Annotated in this window: 14 protein-coding genes; 5 read left to right on the forward strand and 9 right to left on the reverse strand. The window is 69.7% G+C overall.

Annotation, left to right across the window (positions count from 1 at the left end; translation table 11 throughout):
- Positions 1 to 40: 40 nt before the first annotated feature.
- The gene (locus WMF19_RS39330; RefSeq protein ID WP_437895039.1) at positions 41 to 940 is read right to left on the reverse strand and encodes a fumarylacetoacetate hydrolase family protein; all 900 of its coding nucleotides are present in this window, start codon (positions 938 to 940) and stop codon (positions 41 to 43) included.
- A gap of 459 nt (positions 941 to 1,399) precedes the next feature.
- On the opposite strand from WMF19_RS39330, the gene WMF19_RS39335 reads away from it, so the two are divergent.
- Complete coding sequence (locus WMF19_RS39335) at positions 1,400 to 3,085, forward strand: CTP synthase (protein WP_272102849.1); 1,686 nt, start codon at positions 1,400 to 1,402, stop codon at positions 3,083 to 3,085.
- Positions 3,086 to 3,356: 271 nt separating this feature from the next.
- Here WMF19_RS39335 and WMF19_RS39340 read toward each other — a convergent pair whose 3' ends face one another.
- Positions 3,357 to 4,241 (reverse strand): acyl-CoA desaturase, encoded by an 885-nt coding sequence (locus WMF19_RS39340; RefSeq protein ID WP_437895040.1) that lies wholly within the window; start codon positions 4,239 to 4,241, stop codon positions 3,357 to 3,359.
- A 208-nt stretch (positions 4,242 to 4,449) separates the two neighbouring features.
- Positions 4,450 to 5,439 carry a diacylglycerol kinase family protein gene (locus WMF19_RS39345; RefSeq protein WP_437895041.1) on the reverse strand — a complete coding sequence of 330 codons (990 nt, stop codon included), beginning with the start codon at positions 5,437 to 5,439 and terminating at the stop codon, positions 4,450 to 4,452.
- A gap of 95 nt (positions 5,440 to 5,534) precedes the next feature.
- On the opposite strand from WMF19_RS39345, the gene WMF19_RS39350 reads away from it, so the two are divergent.
- Complete coding sequence (locus tag WMF19_RS39350) at positions 5,535 to 6,857, forward strand: hypothetical protein (RefSeq protein ID WP_437895042.1); 1,323 nt, start codon at positions 5,535 to 5,537, stop codon at positions 6,855 to 6,857.
- 36 nt (positions 6,858 to 6,893) lie between these two features.
- On the opposite strand, the gene WMF19_RS39355 is transcribed toward WMF19_RS39350, so the two are convergent.
- The 3 genes from WMF19_RS39355 to WMF19_RS39365 form a co-directional block, all read right to left on the reverse strand.
- A complete protein-coding gene (locus WMF19_RS39355) occupies positions 6,894 to 8,906 on the reverse strand; it encodes a DUF6029 family protein (RefSeq protein WP_437895044.1) in 2,013 nt (670 codons plus the stop codon).
- Between the two features lie 87 nt (positions 8,907 to 8,993).
- Complete coding sequence (locus tag WMF19_RS39360; RefSeq protein ID WP_437325072.1) at positions 8,994 to 9,518, reverse strand: peroxiredoxin family protein; 525 nt, start codon at positions 9,516 to 9,518, stop codon at positions 8,994 to 8,996.
- Between the two features lie 145 nt (positions 9,519 to 9,663).
- Positions 9,664 to 10,191: a TlpA disulfide reductase family protein gene (locus WMF19_RS39365; RefSeq protein ID WP_437325071.1), complete on the reverse strand. Its 528-nt coding sequence runs from the start codon at positions 10,189 to 10,191 to the stop codon at positions 9,664 to 9,666.
- A gap of 407 nt (positions 10,192 to 10,598) precedes the next feature.
- On the opposite strand from WMF19_RS39365, the gene WMF19_RS39370 reads away from it, so the two are divergent.
- The 3 genes from WMF19_RS39370 (at position 10,599) to WMF19_RS39380 (ending at position 15,223) form a co-directional block, all read left to right on the forward strand.
- A complete protein-coding gene (locus WMF19_RS39370) occupies positions 10,599 to 11,828 on the forward strand; it encodes a hypothetical protein (protein WP_437895046.1) in 1,230 nt (409 codons plus the stop codon).
- Between the two features lie 128 nt (positions 11,829 to 11,956).
- Complete coding sequence (locus WMF19_RS39375) at positions 11,957 to 13,057, forward strand: Mrp/NBP35 family ATP-binding protein (protein WP_437794799.1); 1,101 nt, start codon at positions 11,957 to 11,959, stop codon at positions 13,055 to 13,057.
- A gap of 126 nt (positions 13,058 to 13,183) precedes the next feature.
- Positions 13,184 to 15,223, forward strand: a complete 2,040-nt coding sequence (locus WMF19_RS39380) for a S1 RNA-binding domain-containing protein (RefSeq protein ID WP_437895047.1) — start codon at positions 13,184 to 13,186, stop codon at positions 15,221 to 15,223.
- An 84-nt stretch (positions 15,224 to 15,307) separates the two neighbouring features.
- Here WMF19_RS39380 and WMF19_RS39385 read toward each other — a convergent pair whose 3' ends face one another.
- From WMF19_RS39385 to WMF19_RS39395, 3 genes are read right to left on the reverse strand one after another with little or no spacing between them, the layout of a single operon-like run.
- Positions 15,308 to 16,540, reverse strand: a complete 1,233-nt coding sequence (locus WMF19_RS39385) for an ABC transporter permease (protein ID WP_437895048.1) — start codon at positions 16,538 to 16,540, stop codon at positions 15,308 to 15,310.
- Entirely contained in the window at positions 16,537 to 17,757 is a 1,221-nt protein-coding gene (locus WMF19_RS39390) for an ABC transporter permease (RefSeq protein WP_437325066.1), read from the reverse strand. Before WMF19_RS39390 ends, WMF19_RS39385 begins: the two co-directional genes overlap by 4 nt.
- Positions 17,754 to 18,551 carry an ABC transporter ATP-binding protein gene (locus tag WMF19_RS39395; protein WP_272102861.1) on the reverse strand — a complete coding sequence of 266 codons (798 nt, stop codon included), beginning with the start codon at positions 18,549 to 18,551 and terminating at the stop codon, positions 17,754 to 17,756. Before WMF19_RS39395 ends, WMF19_RS39390 begins: the two co-directional genes overlap by 4 nt.
- Positions 18,552 to 18,554: the final 3 nt, after the last annotated feature.

The raw sequence follows: 18,554 nt of genomic DNA on the forward strand, positions 1-18,554 counted from the left end.
GAGAACCATGTGGGTCGAGCGGTGATGCGCCGGCGCCCGCTCACAGGCGGCGCCATGGCAACGGCGCGGGGCCGTAGACGGGCTTGCCGGTCATCCGTCCGATGCGCTCGATCAGCAGCTCGACGCTGGCGCCGTACGGTACGCGCTGATCAGCGCTTCCACCGAAGACGCGGCCCGCTCCGATCACGTCGCCCGCGCGCAGCTCGATGTGGTTGCTGATGTACGCGACGGATTCCGGCAGCGAGAAGGTCCACTCGCCGACGCGCGAACAGGAACGCGTCTCGGCATCGACGCGGACCTGAGTCCGCAGCGCCTCGACCGAGCCGAGCTCGTCGGGCGTGACGAGCACCGGGCCGAGCTGCGTTGCAAAGTCCTTCGCCTCCGACGGTGGGAGCCCGCGCGCGAGCGACCGCGCCTCCAAGCTGCGCGCCGTCCAGTCGTTCAGCACGGTGTAGCCAGCGATCGCGCGCTCCACCTCGTCCGGGGTGGCACGCCGCAGGTCCTCGCCGAGGACCACCGCGAGGTTCAGCTCGTAGTCGGGCCTGTCCTCGAGCGGGGGGAAGGGGATCTCAGCGGCGTGTCCAAGCAGCGCGCGGCTGTTGCCGAACCGATACCAGGGTCGCTCGGCGCCGTGCGCGTAGGGGCCGAGCTGGATGTACGCCGCGCGGTCGGTGGCGCAGGGAGGCAGCCACAAGATCGTGGCTGGATGCAGATGCGTCGACGCGGGACGATCTCCGTTGAGCAGCCGATCATCCAGCGCGTGAAGGCCGGCGCAACGGAGCGCCACCACGCGCGTGTGAAAGTCCGACACGCCGCGGATGTCCGCGAGCTTCGTCCCGAAGTGGCGCTCTAGCTCCGCGACGTCGTAGAGCGCTCCGTCCCGTTCGAGCGCTACGATCGGGGTGGACGTCGCGAGCTGGAGCACGTGCGCGATTCTCATGGCGTGACCAGGCCGCCGGGAGCCGGCGGAGCGTACCATCCCGGTCCGCCGACGCTCTCAGGCCGGCGGAACCCCCCGCGCCTACGCCTGCGGCCGGCGGTCGGCGTGCGATCCCGAGGGACTCGACCCTTCTTGGGACATCGGATTGTCCTTTGCATTGACGCGCTGGGAGAGCGGCCTAGAATGCCGGCGGATTCAGAGCGGCATCACGTCGCGCAGGCTTGCCGTGGGTCCCTGCCGGTTGCAGATGGGCTCGTACGGCAGGTCAGGTTCTGTTGCCGGCGCGGGGTTCCCCGTCGCGGGGTTTCCTCCGGCTTCGGTCCTGCTGACGGGGCCGTGCGGCTTGTAAGCCGGGCAAGGTATTTGCCGTGGACAGCCGACCCTTGGCGGCGCTCACCTTGGAGCGCCGCTCGAGGGACTGGTTACAGGCGCGCACACGGCGCAGCGGAGCGATGGGTCATGAGCAAGCGGACCAAATTCGTCTTCGTCACAGGCGGAGTCGTATCGTCGATCGGCAAGGGACTCGCTGCGGCCTCGATCGGGGCGCTGATGGAGTCCCGTGGGTTGAAGGTTACCCACCTCAAGCTGGACCCGTACATCAATGTCGATCCCGGCACGATGTCCCCCTACCAGCACGGCGAGGTCTTCGTCACAGACGATGGAGCAGAGACCGACCTCGATCTCGGGCACTACGAGCGCTTCACGCTCGCGCGGATGAGCCGCCAGAACAACTTCACCACCGGCCGCGTCTACGAGGCGGTCATCTCGAAGGAGCGCCGCGGCGAGTACCTTGGCGCGACGGTGCAGGTGATCCCGCACGTCACGGACGAGATCAAGCTGCGCATCCGTTCTGCTGCGGACGGGGCTGACGTCGCGATTGTCGAGGTCGGCGGTACCGTGGGTGACATCGAGTCGCTTCCGTTCATCGAGGCGATCCGCCAGCTCAAGGTGGAGTCGGGCGCGCAGAACGCGATCTCGGTGCACGTCACGCTGGTGCCGTTCATCGCGACGGCGGGCGAGCTGAAGACGAAGCCCACCCAGCACTCGGTGAAGGAGATGCGCGAGATCGGCATTCAGCCGGACATCCTCCTCTGTCGCTGCGATCGGCCGCTCCCGCGCAGCATGAAGGAGAAGATCTCCCTCTTCTCGAACGTCGCCGTCGACTGCGTGATCGCGGCCGTCGACGTCGACTGCATCTACGAGCTCCCCCTCGTCCTCCATGCCGAGGGGATCGACGAGAAGATCACGGAGCTGCTCAACATCTGGGCGAGGCAGCCGGACCTGTCGCCGTGGCAGCGCATCGTCGAGCGATTCAAGAAGCCGTCCCGCGGCATCGTGAAGATCGGCGTCGTGGGCAAGTACGTGCACCTGCGCGACTCCTACAAGTCGCTGCACGAGGCGCTCGTCCACGGCGGGCTCCACAACGACGTGCGGGTCGAGCTCGAGTACATCGACTCCGAGCAGATCGAGGCGCGCGGTGCGGCCGACCTGCTGTCGAACCTGGACGCCATCCTCGTGCCCGGCGGTTTCGGCGATCGCGGGACCGAGGGGAAGATCGAGGCCATCCGCTACGCGCGCGAGGAGAAGATCCCGTTCTTCGGGATCTGTCTCGGCATGCAGCTCGCGGTCGTCGAGTACGCGCGCCACGTCTGCGGCATGACGGGAGCCAACTCCGTGGAGTTCGATCGCAACGCCGCCTACCCGGTGATCGATCTGATGCCCGACCAGAAGGGGGTCGTCGAGAAGGGCGGGACGATGCGCCTCGGCGCGTACCCGTGCGTCCTGGACAAGGGCTCCGTCGCCGCGGAGGCGTACGGGCAGACGAGCATCAGCGAGCGGCACCGGCATCGGTACGAGGTGTCGAACAAGTACCGCGAGGCGATGGCGCAGAAGGGGCTCGTGCTCTCCGGGACGTCGCCCGACCAGCGCCTCGTCGAGATGATCGAGCTGCGCGAGCACCCGTACTTCGTGGGCTGTCAGTTCCACCCCGAGTTCAAGAGCCGCCCCCATAGCGCGCACCCGCTCTTCGCGCGCTTCGTGCGCGCCGGTCTGGAGCGCCAACGCGAGCGCAACAAGGCCGAGAAGCCGAAGCCCGGCGATTCTGCCTCCGCCCACACCCAGCAAGCTGCCTCGTCCGTCAACTAGGGCGGGGTGCAGGTCGTGCGCTACGGGCTCAGCCGCTAGGCAGGCGAGTGAGGCGTACGAAAGCCGCGACGAGCCGAACGACACGGACGAGCCTGTAGCGCATGAAGATGCGCCCCGCGCCAGAGCTCCCGAGGGGCTCTGGCCCGCCGCGTCGACAGCGAGACGCGCGGCGCTGCGATGGTTGTCGAGGGGGGTCGTCGCGAGCGCTCGCGGACGAAGGCGGTTCTGCAGCCTCCGTCCGCAGATCATCGATGACGAACGCCGCGCGCGATCAGACGTCGCCGAGGCTCGGCTGACCGAGCGGCGGGGCGTCAAGGGGCTCGGCCTTCGTGGCCTGAGGCGCGAGCAGCGGCGAACGCTCGCCGACCTCCTTGATCAGGTTCCGCTGCAGCACGTGCGCCGGCGCGGTCCTGAGCTCCCAGATCAGGCCGAGCTTCTCCATCGCGCGCAGGATGTAGAAGCTGACGTCGATCTCCCACCAGAAGAAGCCCTGGTTCGCGCTGCTCATGTAGTGGTGGTGGTTGTTGTGCCAGCCCTCGCCGAGGGTGATCAGCGCGAGCCAGAAGTTGTTGCGGCTCGTGTCGGTCGTTGCGTAGCGCCGCGAACCAAACACGTGCGCGAGGGAGTTGATCGTGAACGTGCCGTGCATGAGCGCGCACGTCGACACGACATAGCCCCACAGGAACGCGTCGTAGCCGCCCACCGCGAAGAGCAGCGCCATCATGCCGAGCGGACCGACCACGTGGTAGCGCTCCAGCCAGCGGAGCTCAGGGAAACCCGCGAAGTCAGGGATGCGCTTCAGATCGAGCTCCTCGTGCTCGCGGCCGAGCCACCAACCCATGTGCGCGTACCAGAACCCCTTGCGGAGCGGGCTGTGGACGTCGCGCTCGGTGTCCGAGTACTTGTGGTGGACGCGGTGCGTCCCCCCCCACCACAGCGGGCCCTTCTGCGTCGCCGTGGTGCCGAGCAGCGCGAGCAGGAATTGCAGGCCGCGGCTCGTCTTGTAGCTGCGGTGCGAGAAGTACCGGTGGTAGACCGCCGTGATCGCGAACATCCGGACGAAGTACGTGGCCACGGCGAGCGCCGCGAGCTTCCACGTGGCACCTCGAAGGATGGCGACCACGGTGCCTACGTGGATCGCAGCGATCCCCAACACGTTGAAGATCTGGCCGAGGCTGGGGCCAGGCTTCGGTACGACGACTCGTGTAGGGCTCGATGCAGGCGCTTGCGTCATGGGTTCCAAGGTGGATGGAGCATCGAGCACGCCCGTCACTGGGGCTCACGACGCCGGTCATGATTCCGTCATGCGATGCAGCTGCCGGCGCGCCGACGGATCGGCGCAGGGCGTCGGCGAGCGCGCGCTCTCAGGGGCGCAGGGAGAGGACGTCGATGGCTGGCCCGGCGGAGACCCGGATCTCGCTCGCTCGGAGGGGATCGCCGTCGAGGATGTAGGGTCCGTCGCCGAGCGAGGCCGCGCTGGGCTCCGCGCCGAACCGGACCGTGAAATCCTGGACGAGGTCGTCGAAGTGGTCCCTGCCGCCGATCCGGCGGCCCGCGAGGACGAGCGGCGCGCGCGGCCCGAGCTCTCGAGGGGGCAGGGCGCTGGCGACGAGGTGAGGGCGATCGAGATCCTCCCCTGCCCGGTAGGTGACCAGCATGTGGATCCCGAGGTCACGCACTGCAGACGAGCAGATGAGCGACCAGGCGCGTGGGGCGAGCTGCCTCCCCTCCACGTCGATCGTGCACGGCAGCGGGTCGAGGACGCGGCGCGCGTAGGCGCCGCCGTAGAAGGACTCGATGAACACCCGCGCCACGATGCGTGCAGCGGCGCCGTAGCCGTCGCCTCCGCGCTCGTAATAGACATCGAAGAAGCTGGCCACGAGCCCGGTGCCGAAGATGAAGCCGATGCGCTCCTCGACACCGCCGCGGGTCGTCGCGCGCACGCGCAAGGTCGGCCGGCGGACGGCGCCCTGGATGGCCGCGCCGCTCGGGAGGCCGCGAACCTGGCTGACCATCCGCGCGAGGAGCACAGCCGGATCGCCGGTCATGCCCCAGTTCCGCGCGACGGTCGCCACGGTTCCGCCTGGCAGCAGGACAAGAGGCGGCAGCGAGCGCTCGCCGAAGGCGCGCGTGAGGGCCGTGACGCCGGCCATGAAGCTGCCGTCGCCGCCCGAGAGCGCGACGAGATCCGTGCCTCGCCGGGCGAGCCGCTCGCAGACTTCCGCGAGCTCCGCGACGTTCGAGGTCGGGTGGAGCTCCGCCGCGCCAGCGCACGCGACCGCCATGCGGTCGATGAGCGACGGCTTCGCCCGGTACCGGCGCGCCGTGGTGTTGACGATGACGTCGATACGCATGGTGCCGGAACGTGAGCGCCCTATAGAACGGATTCCCCGGGTGGTCGAGCCGAAGGGGCTTCGAACGCGAACTTCGGCGCGGTAAGACGCGCGTCATGCGCCGCGTGCTCTCCGGGTCGATCCTCGCCGGCCTCCTCTCGATCGTCGCCGTCACCGGCTGCGCGAGCTCGGCCTCCCTACGCGCAGCCGAGGCGGGCAGGTTCGACGAGCTGCGCCGCACGTTGGGCGACGAGCTTCGTCGCGGCGCGCTGGACAGCGACGACGTACGAGCGATTGCCCGCACGATCGCGCAGGGGGAGATCGCGCGCGCGACGCCGCCATCGGGGGTCGATCGGCTGCGCGAGCTCCGGACGTGCGCGCGCGCGCTGGAGGACGCGCTGGCCGAGCGCGCCGCGGGCTCGGACGCGATCGCGACCGCCGCGGAGATGCTCCTCCTCGAGGCGGGGCTCACCGACCCGGAGAGCGTGAAGCGGTACGCGAGCGACGCGGCGGCGGGGCGACACCCCGGCAAGGACGCGGCGCTCCGCGCGCTGGAGACGCGGGCGCTCGTCACAGCCGAGGACGGCGCGGTGCGCCGCTCGCGGATGCTCGACGGAGATCAGGAGGTCCGCGTCTCGGCGCTCCGCGCCGCCGCCGCGGCAGCGGATCCGAGCGACCGGGGAGCGCTGCTCGAGGCGGCGCGGCTCGATCCTTACCCGCTCGCGCGGACGCTGGCGATCCGCGCCGCCGGGGCGCTCGGCGATCAGGAGGTCGTGCTGGCGCTGCGCGATATCTGGACCCTCTCGGATGAACCCGGGCGCGAGGCGATCGCCGAAGCGTGGGCGACGCCGCGCGCGATGGGCGGCGGCGGGCGCGCGCAGCTGCTCTGGGCGATCTCCACCCAGCGCGGCGCGCCTGCGATCGCCGCGGCGCGCGCGCTGGTCCGCGCGGGAGGCGAGGGCGCCGGCGAAGCGGTTTCCGTCCTCATCGGCGCCATCCGCTCCAGCCAGAGCCGCGATCGCGTCTACGCCATCCTCTCCGCGCCGCTCCAGGACGCGGCGGTGCGATCCGCGCTCATCGAGGCGCAGGGCGATCCGGATGAGGCCGTGGTCTTCGCCGTCCATAGCCGCCACGTCGACGCCGCGCCGCGGGACGTCGCGGCGCGCGAGCGCTCCGCGGCGGTCGCTTGGCTCATGAAGCTCGCCGCGGGGACGTCGACGCGCGCGGTGCTCGCGCGGGGAGTCCTCGCACGTGCAGGCATCCGCGCGATCGTGCCGCTGCTGGAGCGCGATGTCCGATCCCGCGAGATCCCGGTGCGCGAGGCGGCGGGGGCGGGCTTGGTCGCGCTCGGCGAGATCCCGCGCGCCGCATCGCTCCTCGCCGACGCCGAGCCCCAGGTCAGGACCTCGGTGGCCTGCGAGATCCTCGGGGCGTTCTGAGCGTTGCCGGGGTGGCGCCCGAGGTGGTCCGGTCGTTCAGAACTTCGAGACGAGCTCGAGCCGCGCGCCCTCGAACGGCGGGAAGAATCGGCACACGCCCGAGACGCAACGCAGGCCCCCGCGCCGCTGGCCGACGAAGAGCTGCGCGGTGTCGATGATCCGATCGAGCGCCGTCCTCGTCGACCCGGCCTTCCACTGCAGACCCCCGTTGAAGAAGTGGCAGGTGTCCTTGCCAGGTGCACACCCAGGCTGTGAGGTGTACTCGTAGCCGAACATCGCTGCGAGGTGGGGCGACCACTGGAGCGCGAGGTAGTTGTCCCCTTCGACCCAGGAAGATTCGAAGTTCTCCGGCCTGTAACGGCGACGGCTGTTGCCTTGCGCCTGGATCGAGAACGCGCCGGCGAGGTGCTTCACGACGTCGTAGCGGACATAGCCCTCGCTGTAGAAGACATGGCCAGTGTCGGCCTCATCGGATTGCCGGACTCCAGCCCACGCGCGCACGTGCGAGCGGCTGCCGTCGAAATCGATCTCGGTGCCTGCTGCGGTATCCCAGGTGTCGGTCCTGCTCGTGTCGTCCGTCTTGCAGTCATAGTTCGCCTGGCGCTCGGAGAAGCTCACATAGCGACCGAGCCAGGCATAGATGGCCGCGCTCCGGGTGAAGCGGTAGTCGACGCGCCCGCGCCCGCCGGTCACGCAGACGTTGGGCGCTCCGATCGGCTCGACGTAGATGGGCTCCGCCGTAGGAGGCTGGTTGTATGCCACGCCCTCGAACTCCGGCGCATTGAACCCCGGGTTCGACAGCGAAGAGACGTCGATGTTGGCCGACAGCGGGAAGAATCGCCGGTAGTGCTTCCCTTCCAGGGCGACGGCGAGCGGACCTCCACGCCCGTTCGCCGCCAGATAGACCGCATAGCCGGACATGTCCTTTGCAGGCACGCCATCACGGTCGAGATGACCGCCACGGAGCTGCTGACCCGCCACCTCGACGTAGACGTCACCGCGCTCTGCGATGGACGGAATGCTCACCGAGCCGCTGAAGGTGCGGATCGTGTTGTGCTGCCGCGCAGGGGGGGCGCTGACGACGTTGAACTCCGGGAATCTACCGCCGCACAGGCGCAGCGCGGCCTGAGGATCCGCGCCGCCCTCTTCCAGGCATCGGTTGAACTCTTCGGTGTATGTCTTGCGCAGCAGCAGCGCGCCGTTCGCCGCGAGCTCCACGCCCTTCAGGGTCGCCTCCAGGCGTCCGCCGAGCACCGTGTCTTCCAGGTAGTTCGGCCGCGCCCGTTCGATGACGTTGCGGGTGCGAGGGTTCCCCTGCGCATCCACGGTCGTTTCGCGCGTGACCAGGTCATCGGCGCCAGGGAAGCCGAAGAAGAGCGGCGACCCGTCGCCATGGAGTCGCCTGCCGCTCGCCTCATCGACGCGCAGCGGGTTCATCTGCCCGGCAAAGGCGGTGGCCTCGAGCCTGAACAGCTGGAAATCCTTGTCGAGAACGAGCCTGCCGCCCCTCAGGGTCGTGTCGATGGCGAGCTCGTCCATCTTCCGCACGCTGAAAACGAGGCCGCGTCCGAGCTGGGCGTAAAAGTCGCCCGCTGTTGCCTCGATACCCGGCTGCGTGTAGGTGAGCCAGAGCTTCGCTGGATAGATCGTCGTCAAATAGCGGGAGTGAACCTCCCGCGCGGCGTCGTTCAGATCGAACGATACCTCGTCGTTCAGGACCTTCTCTTGTAGCTCGAAGCTGGTCGCCGAGGGCCTGGCCAGGTAGAAAGAGGCGTTGAGCCGCGTCCCGAGCTGGATGCGCCACCAGTTGAGCTGAGCGTCGACCCGATCGACGATCTCTCCGTAGTTGTCGTCGAGATATCGTGAGGGATAGCGGCGATCGTCGTTGCGATTGTCGAAGTGATAGCTGGCGGCCGCGGTGTTCACGACATCGAGCGAGAGCGGTTCGCCGCCGACGCTCGGGAGATCGACCGCCGCCGCCGGAGAGGCCGCGAGGAGGACGAACGTCGCTGTCAGGCAGGAACGGACGAGGCGGAGCGGGCTGCGCACCGCCCGATCTCTACCACGGACCTCGGCGCCGTGGAGCCAGCGAGCCGCCGATCGAGCCGAGAGCGCGCGAAGACGGCCGCCCAGGCGCTACTGGCCAAGCGCCTTCTCGACCTGCTCGGTGAGCGCTGCCTCGTCGCCGGGCTGGTACCCGCCCCGCTTGTGAAGAATCGAGCCGTCTCGGCCGATGAGCACCGAGAACGGGAGCTCGCGCTTCGGATTGTACCTGGCGGCCACGGTCGTCTCCTCGTCGAGGAGGACAGGGAAGATCATCTCTCTGTCGTGGACCGTGCTGCTCACCTGCGCCCGCGACTCCGGTCCGTCGAGCGACACGGCGAGCACGACGAACCCCTTGTCCTTGTGCTTCTTGTAGAGCTCGACGAGGTGGGGCATCTCCGCCAGGCACGGATCGCAGGTGGTCGACCAGAAGTCGATGAGCACCACGCTCTTGCCGGCGTAGTCCGAGAGCCTGACCGTCTTGCCGTCGAGGGCGGGGAGCGAGAAATCCGGCGCCGGGCTCGCCGATGAGCCGCCGGAGGCCGCTCCGCACGAGGCGGCAGCGAGGCTGAGGACAATCAACGCCAGCGAGAGCGCGCAGCGGGTGTTTCGGTTCATTGGGTTTCCGTCGCGAAGGGCCGGCCTGAGCGGCCGACCGGCATGAGGGCTCAACGTCGCGGGCGCCCTCTGCGGCGCCCTGGCAGATTCTCCCTGCAGCGCGCGCCGACCGGTGGCTCGACGACGCGCCCACGGCGAAGCTCGTTCAGAGCTCGCCGTTCATGATCTTCTCATAGGTCCGCCAGAAATTGCTGTTCTCCTCGGGCACGCCAGCGACGACTTCCATGATCGTCATGTCCTGCGTCCTGACGATCATGTTCGCCGGGAACGCGTCGGCCTGAAAAAGCGCGCCGAGCTTGTACGAAGGGTCGATCGCCGACGGGTACTGCACGTCGTACCGGGTCGTCCAGCGGTACAGGTCGTTCGGGACCGCCGCCTCGCCCGGGGTCCTTCCGTCTGCGAGCTGAACAAGGAACTCGCCGCCCTGGGGTTGATACTTCTTGTAGAGCTCGGGCAGGACGGACTCTGCCTCGATTTTGCAGGGGCCGCACCATACGGACGAGACGTCGATCAGCAGCACCTTCGGCTTCGGCTCTCCCGCGCCGTAAAGCGAGCCTTCCGGAAAGACCTCCGTCCCGGTCGGGTTGTAGAAATCGGCGAGCTGAATCGGCTGCATCGTGTCGTTGTGTTCGGCGGCGTTGGCGTACCCGACGAACTGATAGTTCGCGATCACCCGGTGGAGGCTCACCCCATACGGCCCAGCCGGATATCGAGCGTTCGCAGCTTGACCCGTCCCCTCGGGAAAAGGAGGAGCAGGAATGGGATCCTCAGCGCAGCCGACGAGCCCTAGAGCCGCCACGACGAAAAGGCCCATCCCACCGAGAACCGCGTCGATTCGCATGATGCCACCGCCTGAAGTATGGTGTAGGAGTGCTCATTCTTCTGGGCGGCACGGGGGGCGTCAAGGGCAACCTTGGCGTCGCCGCTTCGCTCGGGAGCACGTTTCCGCAATCTCCGGCCAGGCCCGCCGTGCCTGCCCCGATCCGCGGGTGTTTCCCGCGCTGAGGTCCTATGCAGCAGGTTGTCGCTTCTCACAGCGCCCGTCGGCCCCGTCTCCGTAGTATCCACGCCTTCCTGATCTTGTGCTGCCTGGCGAGCGGGGCGGCCATCGCGGGCGGCGCATGCTCGTCGGGCGCGCAGGACGAATGCTTCGGGGGGGTCATCGTCGACGGCGTCTGCGAGGGCAAATGCAAGCCAGAGCTCTGCCTGGAGGGCAACACCTGCGTCGGCAACCGCTGCGTGCTCAGGTGCAGCAGCCACGGCGAATGTATTCCAGGCCTCCAGGACTGTGCGCCGGCCGAGGAGGACGACACGAAGGCCGAGATCCTGGTCTGCACGCAGAAGGAGAAGATGGTGGGCTTCGGTGCGCCCTGTCCATTCGGCACCGAGTGCGGCCAGTTCGGGCGCTGCCCCGACGAGACGCCGTGCAACCCGATCCAATGCAACGGGAACCCCGGCGAGTGCCAGCGCGACGCGGAGCGGTGCGGCGACGACCCCGCGTGCTCCGCCGGCAAGTGCAGCGACGGCAGCTCCTGCGTCGTCCCCGCCTGCCCTCCCGACCAGTGCGCCTCGCTCGGCCTGGAGTGCCTCGGCAAGGGACAGGGCGACGCCGAGGCCTACTGCACGATGCCGCACTGCACGGGCGATGCGGACTGCCCCGGCGGCTTCGAGTGCGCCGTGTCGCGCGATCCTCACGCGATCTGCGGCACGGACAAGGGGGATGACAGCTTCTGCGGTGAGACGGACGAGGAGTGCATCGACCCGTCCACGTTCGGGGACGGCAACACCTATGTCGAGGGCCCGGTGTGCCTGCTGCGCAGCACCTGCGTCAAGCGCACCCAGTGCGCGCCGTGCAGCACCGATTTCGACTGCTCGTTCGTCGCAGAGCAGCGCTGCGTCGCGATCGACGGCGAGCGCCGGTGCGCCAGGTCCTGCAGCGCGGACTCCGACTGCGACCTGGACTACCGGTGCGACGACGGCGCGTGCGTCCCGCGGTTCGGCGCCTGCACCGGCAAGGGCAACTTCTGCGAGCCGTGCCGCAACGACATCGACTGCGGCGACGCGGACTCCACGATGGAGTGCACCACCACGCTGCGCGGCGAGCGGGCGTGCCTGGACGCGGCGCTCCCCATCCAGTGCACCGCGGAGAACGCGGCCGAGGTCTGCCCGAAGTCGCCCAGCGGGCTCGTCGGCGAGTGCGTGTGCGTCAAGCAGAACACGAGCGGGGACTGCGTGGACTCGCGGTGCTACCTGCCGTCGCGCCGGCTCGATGCCGGCGACCCCGATTCCAAGGTCACCACCTGCTGGTGACGACGCCGACCGGGCGCAGGAACGGCCGCTGTCGCGCCCGCGCCCGGCCGGAACGGGAACGAGCGCCCGCGGCGACGCAGCGCTCGCCGGTTGACGGGAATCCCGAGCAGTCCTAACTGCTTCGCCCCATGCCCATCACGAAGGACGCCGCGCTCGCTGCGCTGGCAACGGTCATCGCGCCGGACCTCCAGCGCCCCATCACCGACCTCGGTCGCGTCCGGGAGCTCTCGGTCGAGGGCGAGGCCGTCTCGCTCACCGTCGAGCTGACCAGCTACTTCAAGCAGCGGCTCGCGGCGGACATCGAGGCAGCCCTGAAGGGCGCCGGCGCGAAGGGCGTCCGGATCGCGTGGGACGTCGGCATCCCCACGCGCACCATCCTTCAGGACGACCCGTCCCCGGGCGTGCGGAACATCATCCTCGTGATGAGCGGCAAGGGCGGCGTCGGCAAGAGCACGGTCGCCGCGAACCTCACCCTGGCGCTCAGCCGCGAGGGGGCCAAGGTCGGCCTGCTCGACGCGGACATGTACGGGCCGAGCGTCCCGACCATGCTCGGCGTGATGGGCCGCCCGACGTCGTCCGACGGGCAGAAGTTCCTGCCGCTCGAGCGCTTTGGCGTGAAGCTCATGTCGATCGGCTTCCTGCTGGAAGATCCGAGGTCGGCGGTCGTCTGGCGCGGGCCGATGCTCCAGAACGCCCTGATCCAGTTCATGCGCGACGTGGAGTGGGGTGAGCTCGACTACCTCGTGCTGGATCTTCCGCCCGGCACCGGCGACATCGCGCTGACGATTTCCCAGAAGATGAGGACCACGGGCGCGATCGTCGTGACCACACCGCAGGAGGTGGCCCTCCAGGACGTGTACAAATCGGTCTCGATGGCCCAGAAAGTCGGGATCGCCCTGCTCGGCGTGGTCGAGAACGAGAGCTACTTCGTGTGCGACGGGTGCAGCAAGCGGCACGAGCTCTTCGGGGCCGGCGGCGGGCAGAAGATCGCCGAGTTCGCCGAGGCGCCGCTGCTCGGCCAGATCCCGATGGATCCGGCCATCCGGGAGTGGGGCGACGCCGGCACGCCGGTCGTTCAGGCTGCCCCGAGCAGCCCGATCGCGCGCGCGTTTGTGGATGTGGCGGAGCGGCTGGCCGGCCAGGTCAGCGCCCACAACCTCGCGAGCGGGGGCGGCCTCCGCATCGATCGGAGCGGGGGGACCAACAAGCACCTGCCCATCATGCGGTAGGCTCTCGCGTAAACGTCCCGGGTACGATATGGTTCCGGCCCCTTCCCCCATTCAACCGAGGGGGCCGCTGGAGAGAACGCGAGCACGTTTCGCCCCCATCGGCATGCGTTGTCGCGCGAGGCGCGGATGAATACCCACGAAAATACCACCACGCCGGCGGACGCGCCGGGAGCTCCGGCCGACCAGGGCGGCCCGCTCGAGTCGTCGAACGCTGCGCCCGAGCAGGCAGCCCAAGCCCACGAAGCGGGGTCCACCCCCCCGACCGAAGCGAGCCACGAGCCCGGCGGAGAAGCGTCGCCGCAGGCGAGCTCGACCCAGTCCGAGGCGACACCGGCCGCGGCGGCAGCCGCCGCCCCGGCGAGCGCTGACGACGACGAGTGGGAAGAGCAGCCGGGCGACAACATCGGCAACCGCGTTCCAGGCCTGCCGCGGGACGATATCGGCAACCGCAAGCCCGGGTTCTCGCCTGGCAAGCGGACCCCTCCGGCGGCTGCGAAGCCCGCGCCGGCCGCGAAGCCCGCGCCGGCTGGAGAGGCCGGTGCGGCCGCGCAGACCGAGGGGGGCGCTGGAAAGAAGCGCCGCCGCCGCCGTCGCCGCAAGGGCGCGGAGGAGGCCGGCCAACCCGGGGCCGAGGCTGCTGAGGCGGCCGAGGCCAGCGGCGCTGAGGGGGCCGACGCGGCCGACGCGGCAGAAGATGAGGGCGAGGAGGAGCAGGCGGCCGACGAGGCGGGCGGGCAGCCGCAGCCCGGTGGCGAGAAGCGCAAGCGACGCAAGGGGCAGGGCGCGCCGCCACCGCGCGAGCGCCCGGCCTTCAGCATCGGCGAGGAAGTGTTCGGCAAGGTCAGCAAGATCACCGACCATGCCATCTGGATCGACATCGCCGGGAAGGCGACGGGGCTGTTCGACCGTCGAGAGATCCTCGATGAGGAGCCGCCCATCGAGGGTGATCAGTTCATCGCGACGGTGGCGAGCACCGGCGTGCGCGGAGGCATGCTCCTCCTGTCGAGGGCGCCGGTGCAGCTCGATCAGGCGCGCACGCGCGCCGAGGCTGCGCTCCAGAGCGGCGAGTCGATCGAGGGGTTCGTGACCGGGGCGGTGAAGGGCGGGCTCGAGGTCGATCTCGGCGGCCTCCGCGCCTTCGCGCCGGCGTCGCACGTCGATCTGCGCCACGGCGCCGATCTCAACTACCTCGTGGGCCAGCGGCTCGACTTCGGCGTGACCCAGTTCGCGAAGAAGGGGCGCGACATCGTCGTGTCCCGCCGCAAGATGCTCGAGGAGGAGAGCCGGAAGGCGCGCACCGAGGCGCTCACGTCGATCGAGCCCGGCTCGCTGCACAAGGGCATCGTGCGCAAGGTCGTCGCCTGGGGCGTGTTCGTCGCGCTCCCCGACGCCGGCGGCGTCGAGGGGCTGGTCCACATGAGCGAGGCGAGCCACGACCGCGGCGCCAAGCTGGCCGACCTGTTCAAGCCGGGCGCGGAGATCGACGTGAAGGTCCTCCGCGTCGACGACAAGGGCAAGCTCTGGCTGAGCCGCAAGGCCGCCACCGTCGATCCGTGGGACGCGGTGAAGGAGAAGTACGCGGTCGGCACGCGCCACAAGGGCAAGGTCGCTCGCCTGCAGCCGTTCGGCGCGTTCATCGAGCTCGAGCCGGGCATCGATGGGCTCATCCACACGGCCGACCTCTCGATGAAGCCGATCCAGCACCCGAACGAGGTCGTGACGGTCGGCGACGACGTCGACGTTGTCGTCGCGACCTGCGACGCTGCGGGCCGGCGCATCGGGCTCCACCCTGCTCCGCCCGAGGGCGAGGAGAGCGAGCCGCGCCAGCGCGTTCAGCAGGGGAAGGCGGTGAAGGTGTCCGTCACGCAGGTGACCGAAGGGGGGCTCGTCGTCCGGGTGCTCGGCACCACGGGGCGAGCGGCCCGCGGCTTCATCCCGGCCGGGCACACCGGCACGCAGCGCGGCACCGACCTCCGGAAGGAGTTCCCCATCGGGACCCAGCTCGACGCGAAGGTCATCGAGGTGGATCCGCGCCGGGGCGAGGCCAAGCTGTCGATCCGCGCCCTCAAGGAGGACGCCGAGAAGCAGGCGTACCAGCAGTACCGCGCGGGGGTCGCGCGCGAGGCCAAGTTCGGCACGTTCGCCGACCTGATGAAGAAGAGCTGATCCCTGGAGGCGCGCGCTGCCCACGCAGCGGCGCCTCCGCCTCCATCCTCCACCAGCCACCGCCGCGGTTCGGCGGGCTTCGCGCTACTCGCGCCCTAGCGCGTTCACGGGATCCATGCGCGCGGCCCGCCGCGCCGGGAAGAACCCGAAGACGATCCCGATCGCCGTGCTCACCCCGAGCGCGACCGCGAGCGCGGTCGGCTCGAGCCTCATCGGCCAGCCGAACGCGCGCGAGAAGCCGAAGATGACGCCGTACCCGAGCGCGCTGCCGACGACGCCGCCCAGCGTGGCGAGCACGAGCGCCTCGAGCAGGAACTGCAGCAGGATGTCGATCTCCCGGGCGCCGATGGCCATCCGGATGCCGATCTCCCGGGTGCGCTCGGTGACGCTGACCAGCATGATGTTCATGACGCCGATGCCGCCCACGACGAGCGACACCGCCGCGATGCTGACGAGCAGCGCCGAGAGCGCCGCGAAGATCGCGTCCTGCATGGCCTGGAACTCCGCCTGGCTGCGGACGGCGAAGTCGTCCTCGTCGTTCTCCCCGATGTGGTGCCGCTGGCGGAGGATCGCCTCGGCCTGCAGCCTGGCGCGCTCCGACGTCTCGGCCGACGTCGAGCTCAGCAAGATGGCGTGAACCTCCCCGGGCCGCGTGGCGATGACGTGCGACCGCATCGTGGTGATGGGCATCAGCACGATCTCGTCCTGGCTCTGCCCGAAGGGCGACGCCCCCTTCTCTTCCAGCACGCCGAGCACGCGGTACATCTGGCGGCCGATCCGCACCATCCGGCCGACCGGATCGAGCGATCCGAACAGATCGCGCGCGGTCTGGGCCCCGATCACGACGACCTTCTCGGAGAGGTTCTCCGAGGCGGGGCTCCACGGCTCTCCCTGCGCGACCTTCCAGCTCCGGATCTCGAAGTAGTTCAGGCGCGTCCCGACGAGCGTCGGGCTCGCGTTCTGGCCCTCGTGGATGACCTGGGCGCTCGACCTGAGGAACGGCGCCACGAGCCGGATGCTCGTCGACTCGCGCGCGAGCGCCTGGCCATCGAGCTCCGAGAGCTTGGCGCCCGCGGTGCTGCGGACGCCCGAGGCGCGGGCGGAGCGGGCGAAGACGATGAGCGAGTTGGAGCCGAGGTTCGAGATCTGCGCGTTGACGTTGGCGCGCGCGCCGCTCGCCAGCGCCGTGACGGTGACGACGGCCGCGACGCCGATCGTGATCCCCAGGATCGTGAGCCCGGCGCGGAGCTTGTTCCGGCGGACGGCGCGCAGCGCGATCACGACCGCCGAGAAGACGCGGGTGAGCGTGGCGCTCATTCGTGCCTCAGGGCGGCGATGGGATCCTGACGGGCCGCGCGGCGGGCCGGGAAGAACCCGAAGACGATCCCGATCGTCGCGCTCGTCCCCACCGCGACGACGACCGCGCTGGCCGGCAACGTCATGCTCCAGCCGAGCGTCGCGGCGAGGGCCTTGATGACGCCGAGCCCCGCGCCGAGCCCCAGCACGCCGCCGATGAGCGAGAGGGTGATGGCCTCGACGAGGAACTGGACCAGGATGTCGCCCTCGGAGGCGCCGATCGCCATGCGGATGCCGATCTCGCGCGTCCGCTCGGTGACGCTGACCAGCATGATGTTCATGACGCCGATCCCGCCGACGAGGAGCGACACCGCGGCGATCGAGGACAGGAGCATCGTCAAGGTGTCCAGGATCCGCTCCTGGGAGGCGCGGAACTCCGCCTGCGTGCGGATCACGAAATTCGGCTCGTCGTCCGGCGCGATCTCGTGACGCTGCCGGAGGATCCTGTCGATCTGCTCCACCGCGCGATCGACGGTCCGCTCGCTCGTAGCGGCGGCGACGAGCATCTGCACCCTGCCCGGCGCGCTCGGCACGATCCGCGACCGGAAGCTGCCGATCGGCATGAGCAGCCGATCATCCTGGTCCTCGCCGAAGGGCGATTGCCCCTTCTTCGCGAGCACCCCGATCACCCGGAACGGGTGCTTGCCGATCCGGATGTACCGCCCCACCGCCTCGCCCGAGCCGAACAGGTTCTCCCGGACCGTCTCGCCGATCAGGCAGACCTTCGCCTTGAGCTGCTCGTCGGCCTCGGTCCAGCCCTCGCCCACCCCGACGCTGTACGAGAGGATCGAGAGGTAGCTCCGGGTCACGCCCATGACCTGGGTCGCGACGTTGGCCTCTCCGGCCACGACCTGCGTCGACGTCGAGCTGAACGGGCTCAGCGCGGCCACGCTCGTGGACTCCTTCAGGATCGCGATCCCGTCGGCCTCCGACATCCTCGCGTTCTCGCGGCGCCTCAGCCCCGACGCCTGCGTCGACTGCGGGAAGATGTAGATCGAGCTCGCCCCCATGCCCGAGATCTCGCCAAGGACGCGGTTGCGCACGCCCGTCCCGAGCGCCACGACGATCACCACGGCCGAGACCCCGATGAGAATGCCGAGCACCGTCAGGGCGGCGCGGAGCTTCGAGCGGACGATGGCGCGCAGCGCGATCCGGACGGCGGCGAGGTAGCCGCTCATGGCGAGAGCTCGTCGCGCTCCGCCTCGGAGAGGGGCAGCGCGGCCAGCGCCGCCGCCGCGTCGACGGGGCGGTCGTCCCTGAGATCGCTGCGGATCTCGCCGTCGCGCATCGTGATCACGCGGCTCGCGCAGGCGGCGATGTCCGGCTCGTGCGTCACGAGGACGATCGTGATCCCGCCCCGGTTGAGCCGCTGCAGCAGCCCGAGCACCTCGTAGCTCGTGCGCGTGTCGAGGTTGCCCGTGGGCTCGTCGGCGAGGAGCAGCGGCGGTGAGGTGACGAGCGCCCGAGCGATGGCGACGCGCTGCTGCTGTCCGCCCGAGAGCTGGTTCGGCGTGTGGTGCAGGCGCTCGGCCAGCCCCACCGCGCCGAGCGCCTCGAGCGCCCGCTTGCGCCGCTCCGCCGCGCCGACGCCCCGATAGACCAGCGGCAGCTCCACGTTCTCGAGCGCCGTGGTGCGCGGCAGCAGGTTGAAGCCCTGGAAGACGAACCCGATAAGGCGGTTCCTGACGATCGCGCGCGCGTCGTTGCTGCGCCGGGTGACGTCGAGGCCGTCGAGCCGGTACGTGCCCTGCGTCGGCCGGTCCAGACACCCGATGATGTTCATCAGGGTGCTCTTGCCCGAGCCGCTCTGCCCGACGATCGCGACGAAATCGCCGTGCTGGATGGTCAGATCCACGTGCCGAAGCGCCCTCACGATGACGGCCTCGGTCGTGTAGTCCTTGCCGACGCTCGAGAGCTCGATGAGCGGCTCGTCCCGGGGCGCCGCGGCGACGTCTTGGCTCTGGGGCAGCATCAC

The organism is Sorangium sp. So ce124 (assembly GCF_051525235.1).
Taxonomy (GTDB): domain Bacteria; phylum Myxococcota_A; class Polyangia; order Polyangiales; family Polyangiaceae; genus Sorangium; species Sorangium atrum.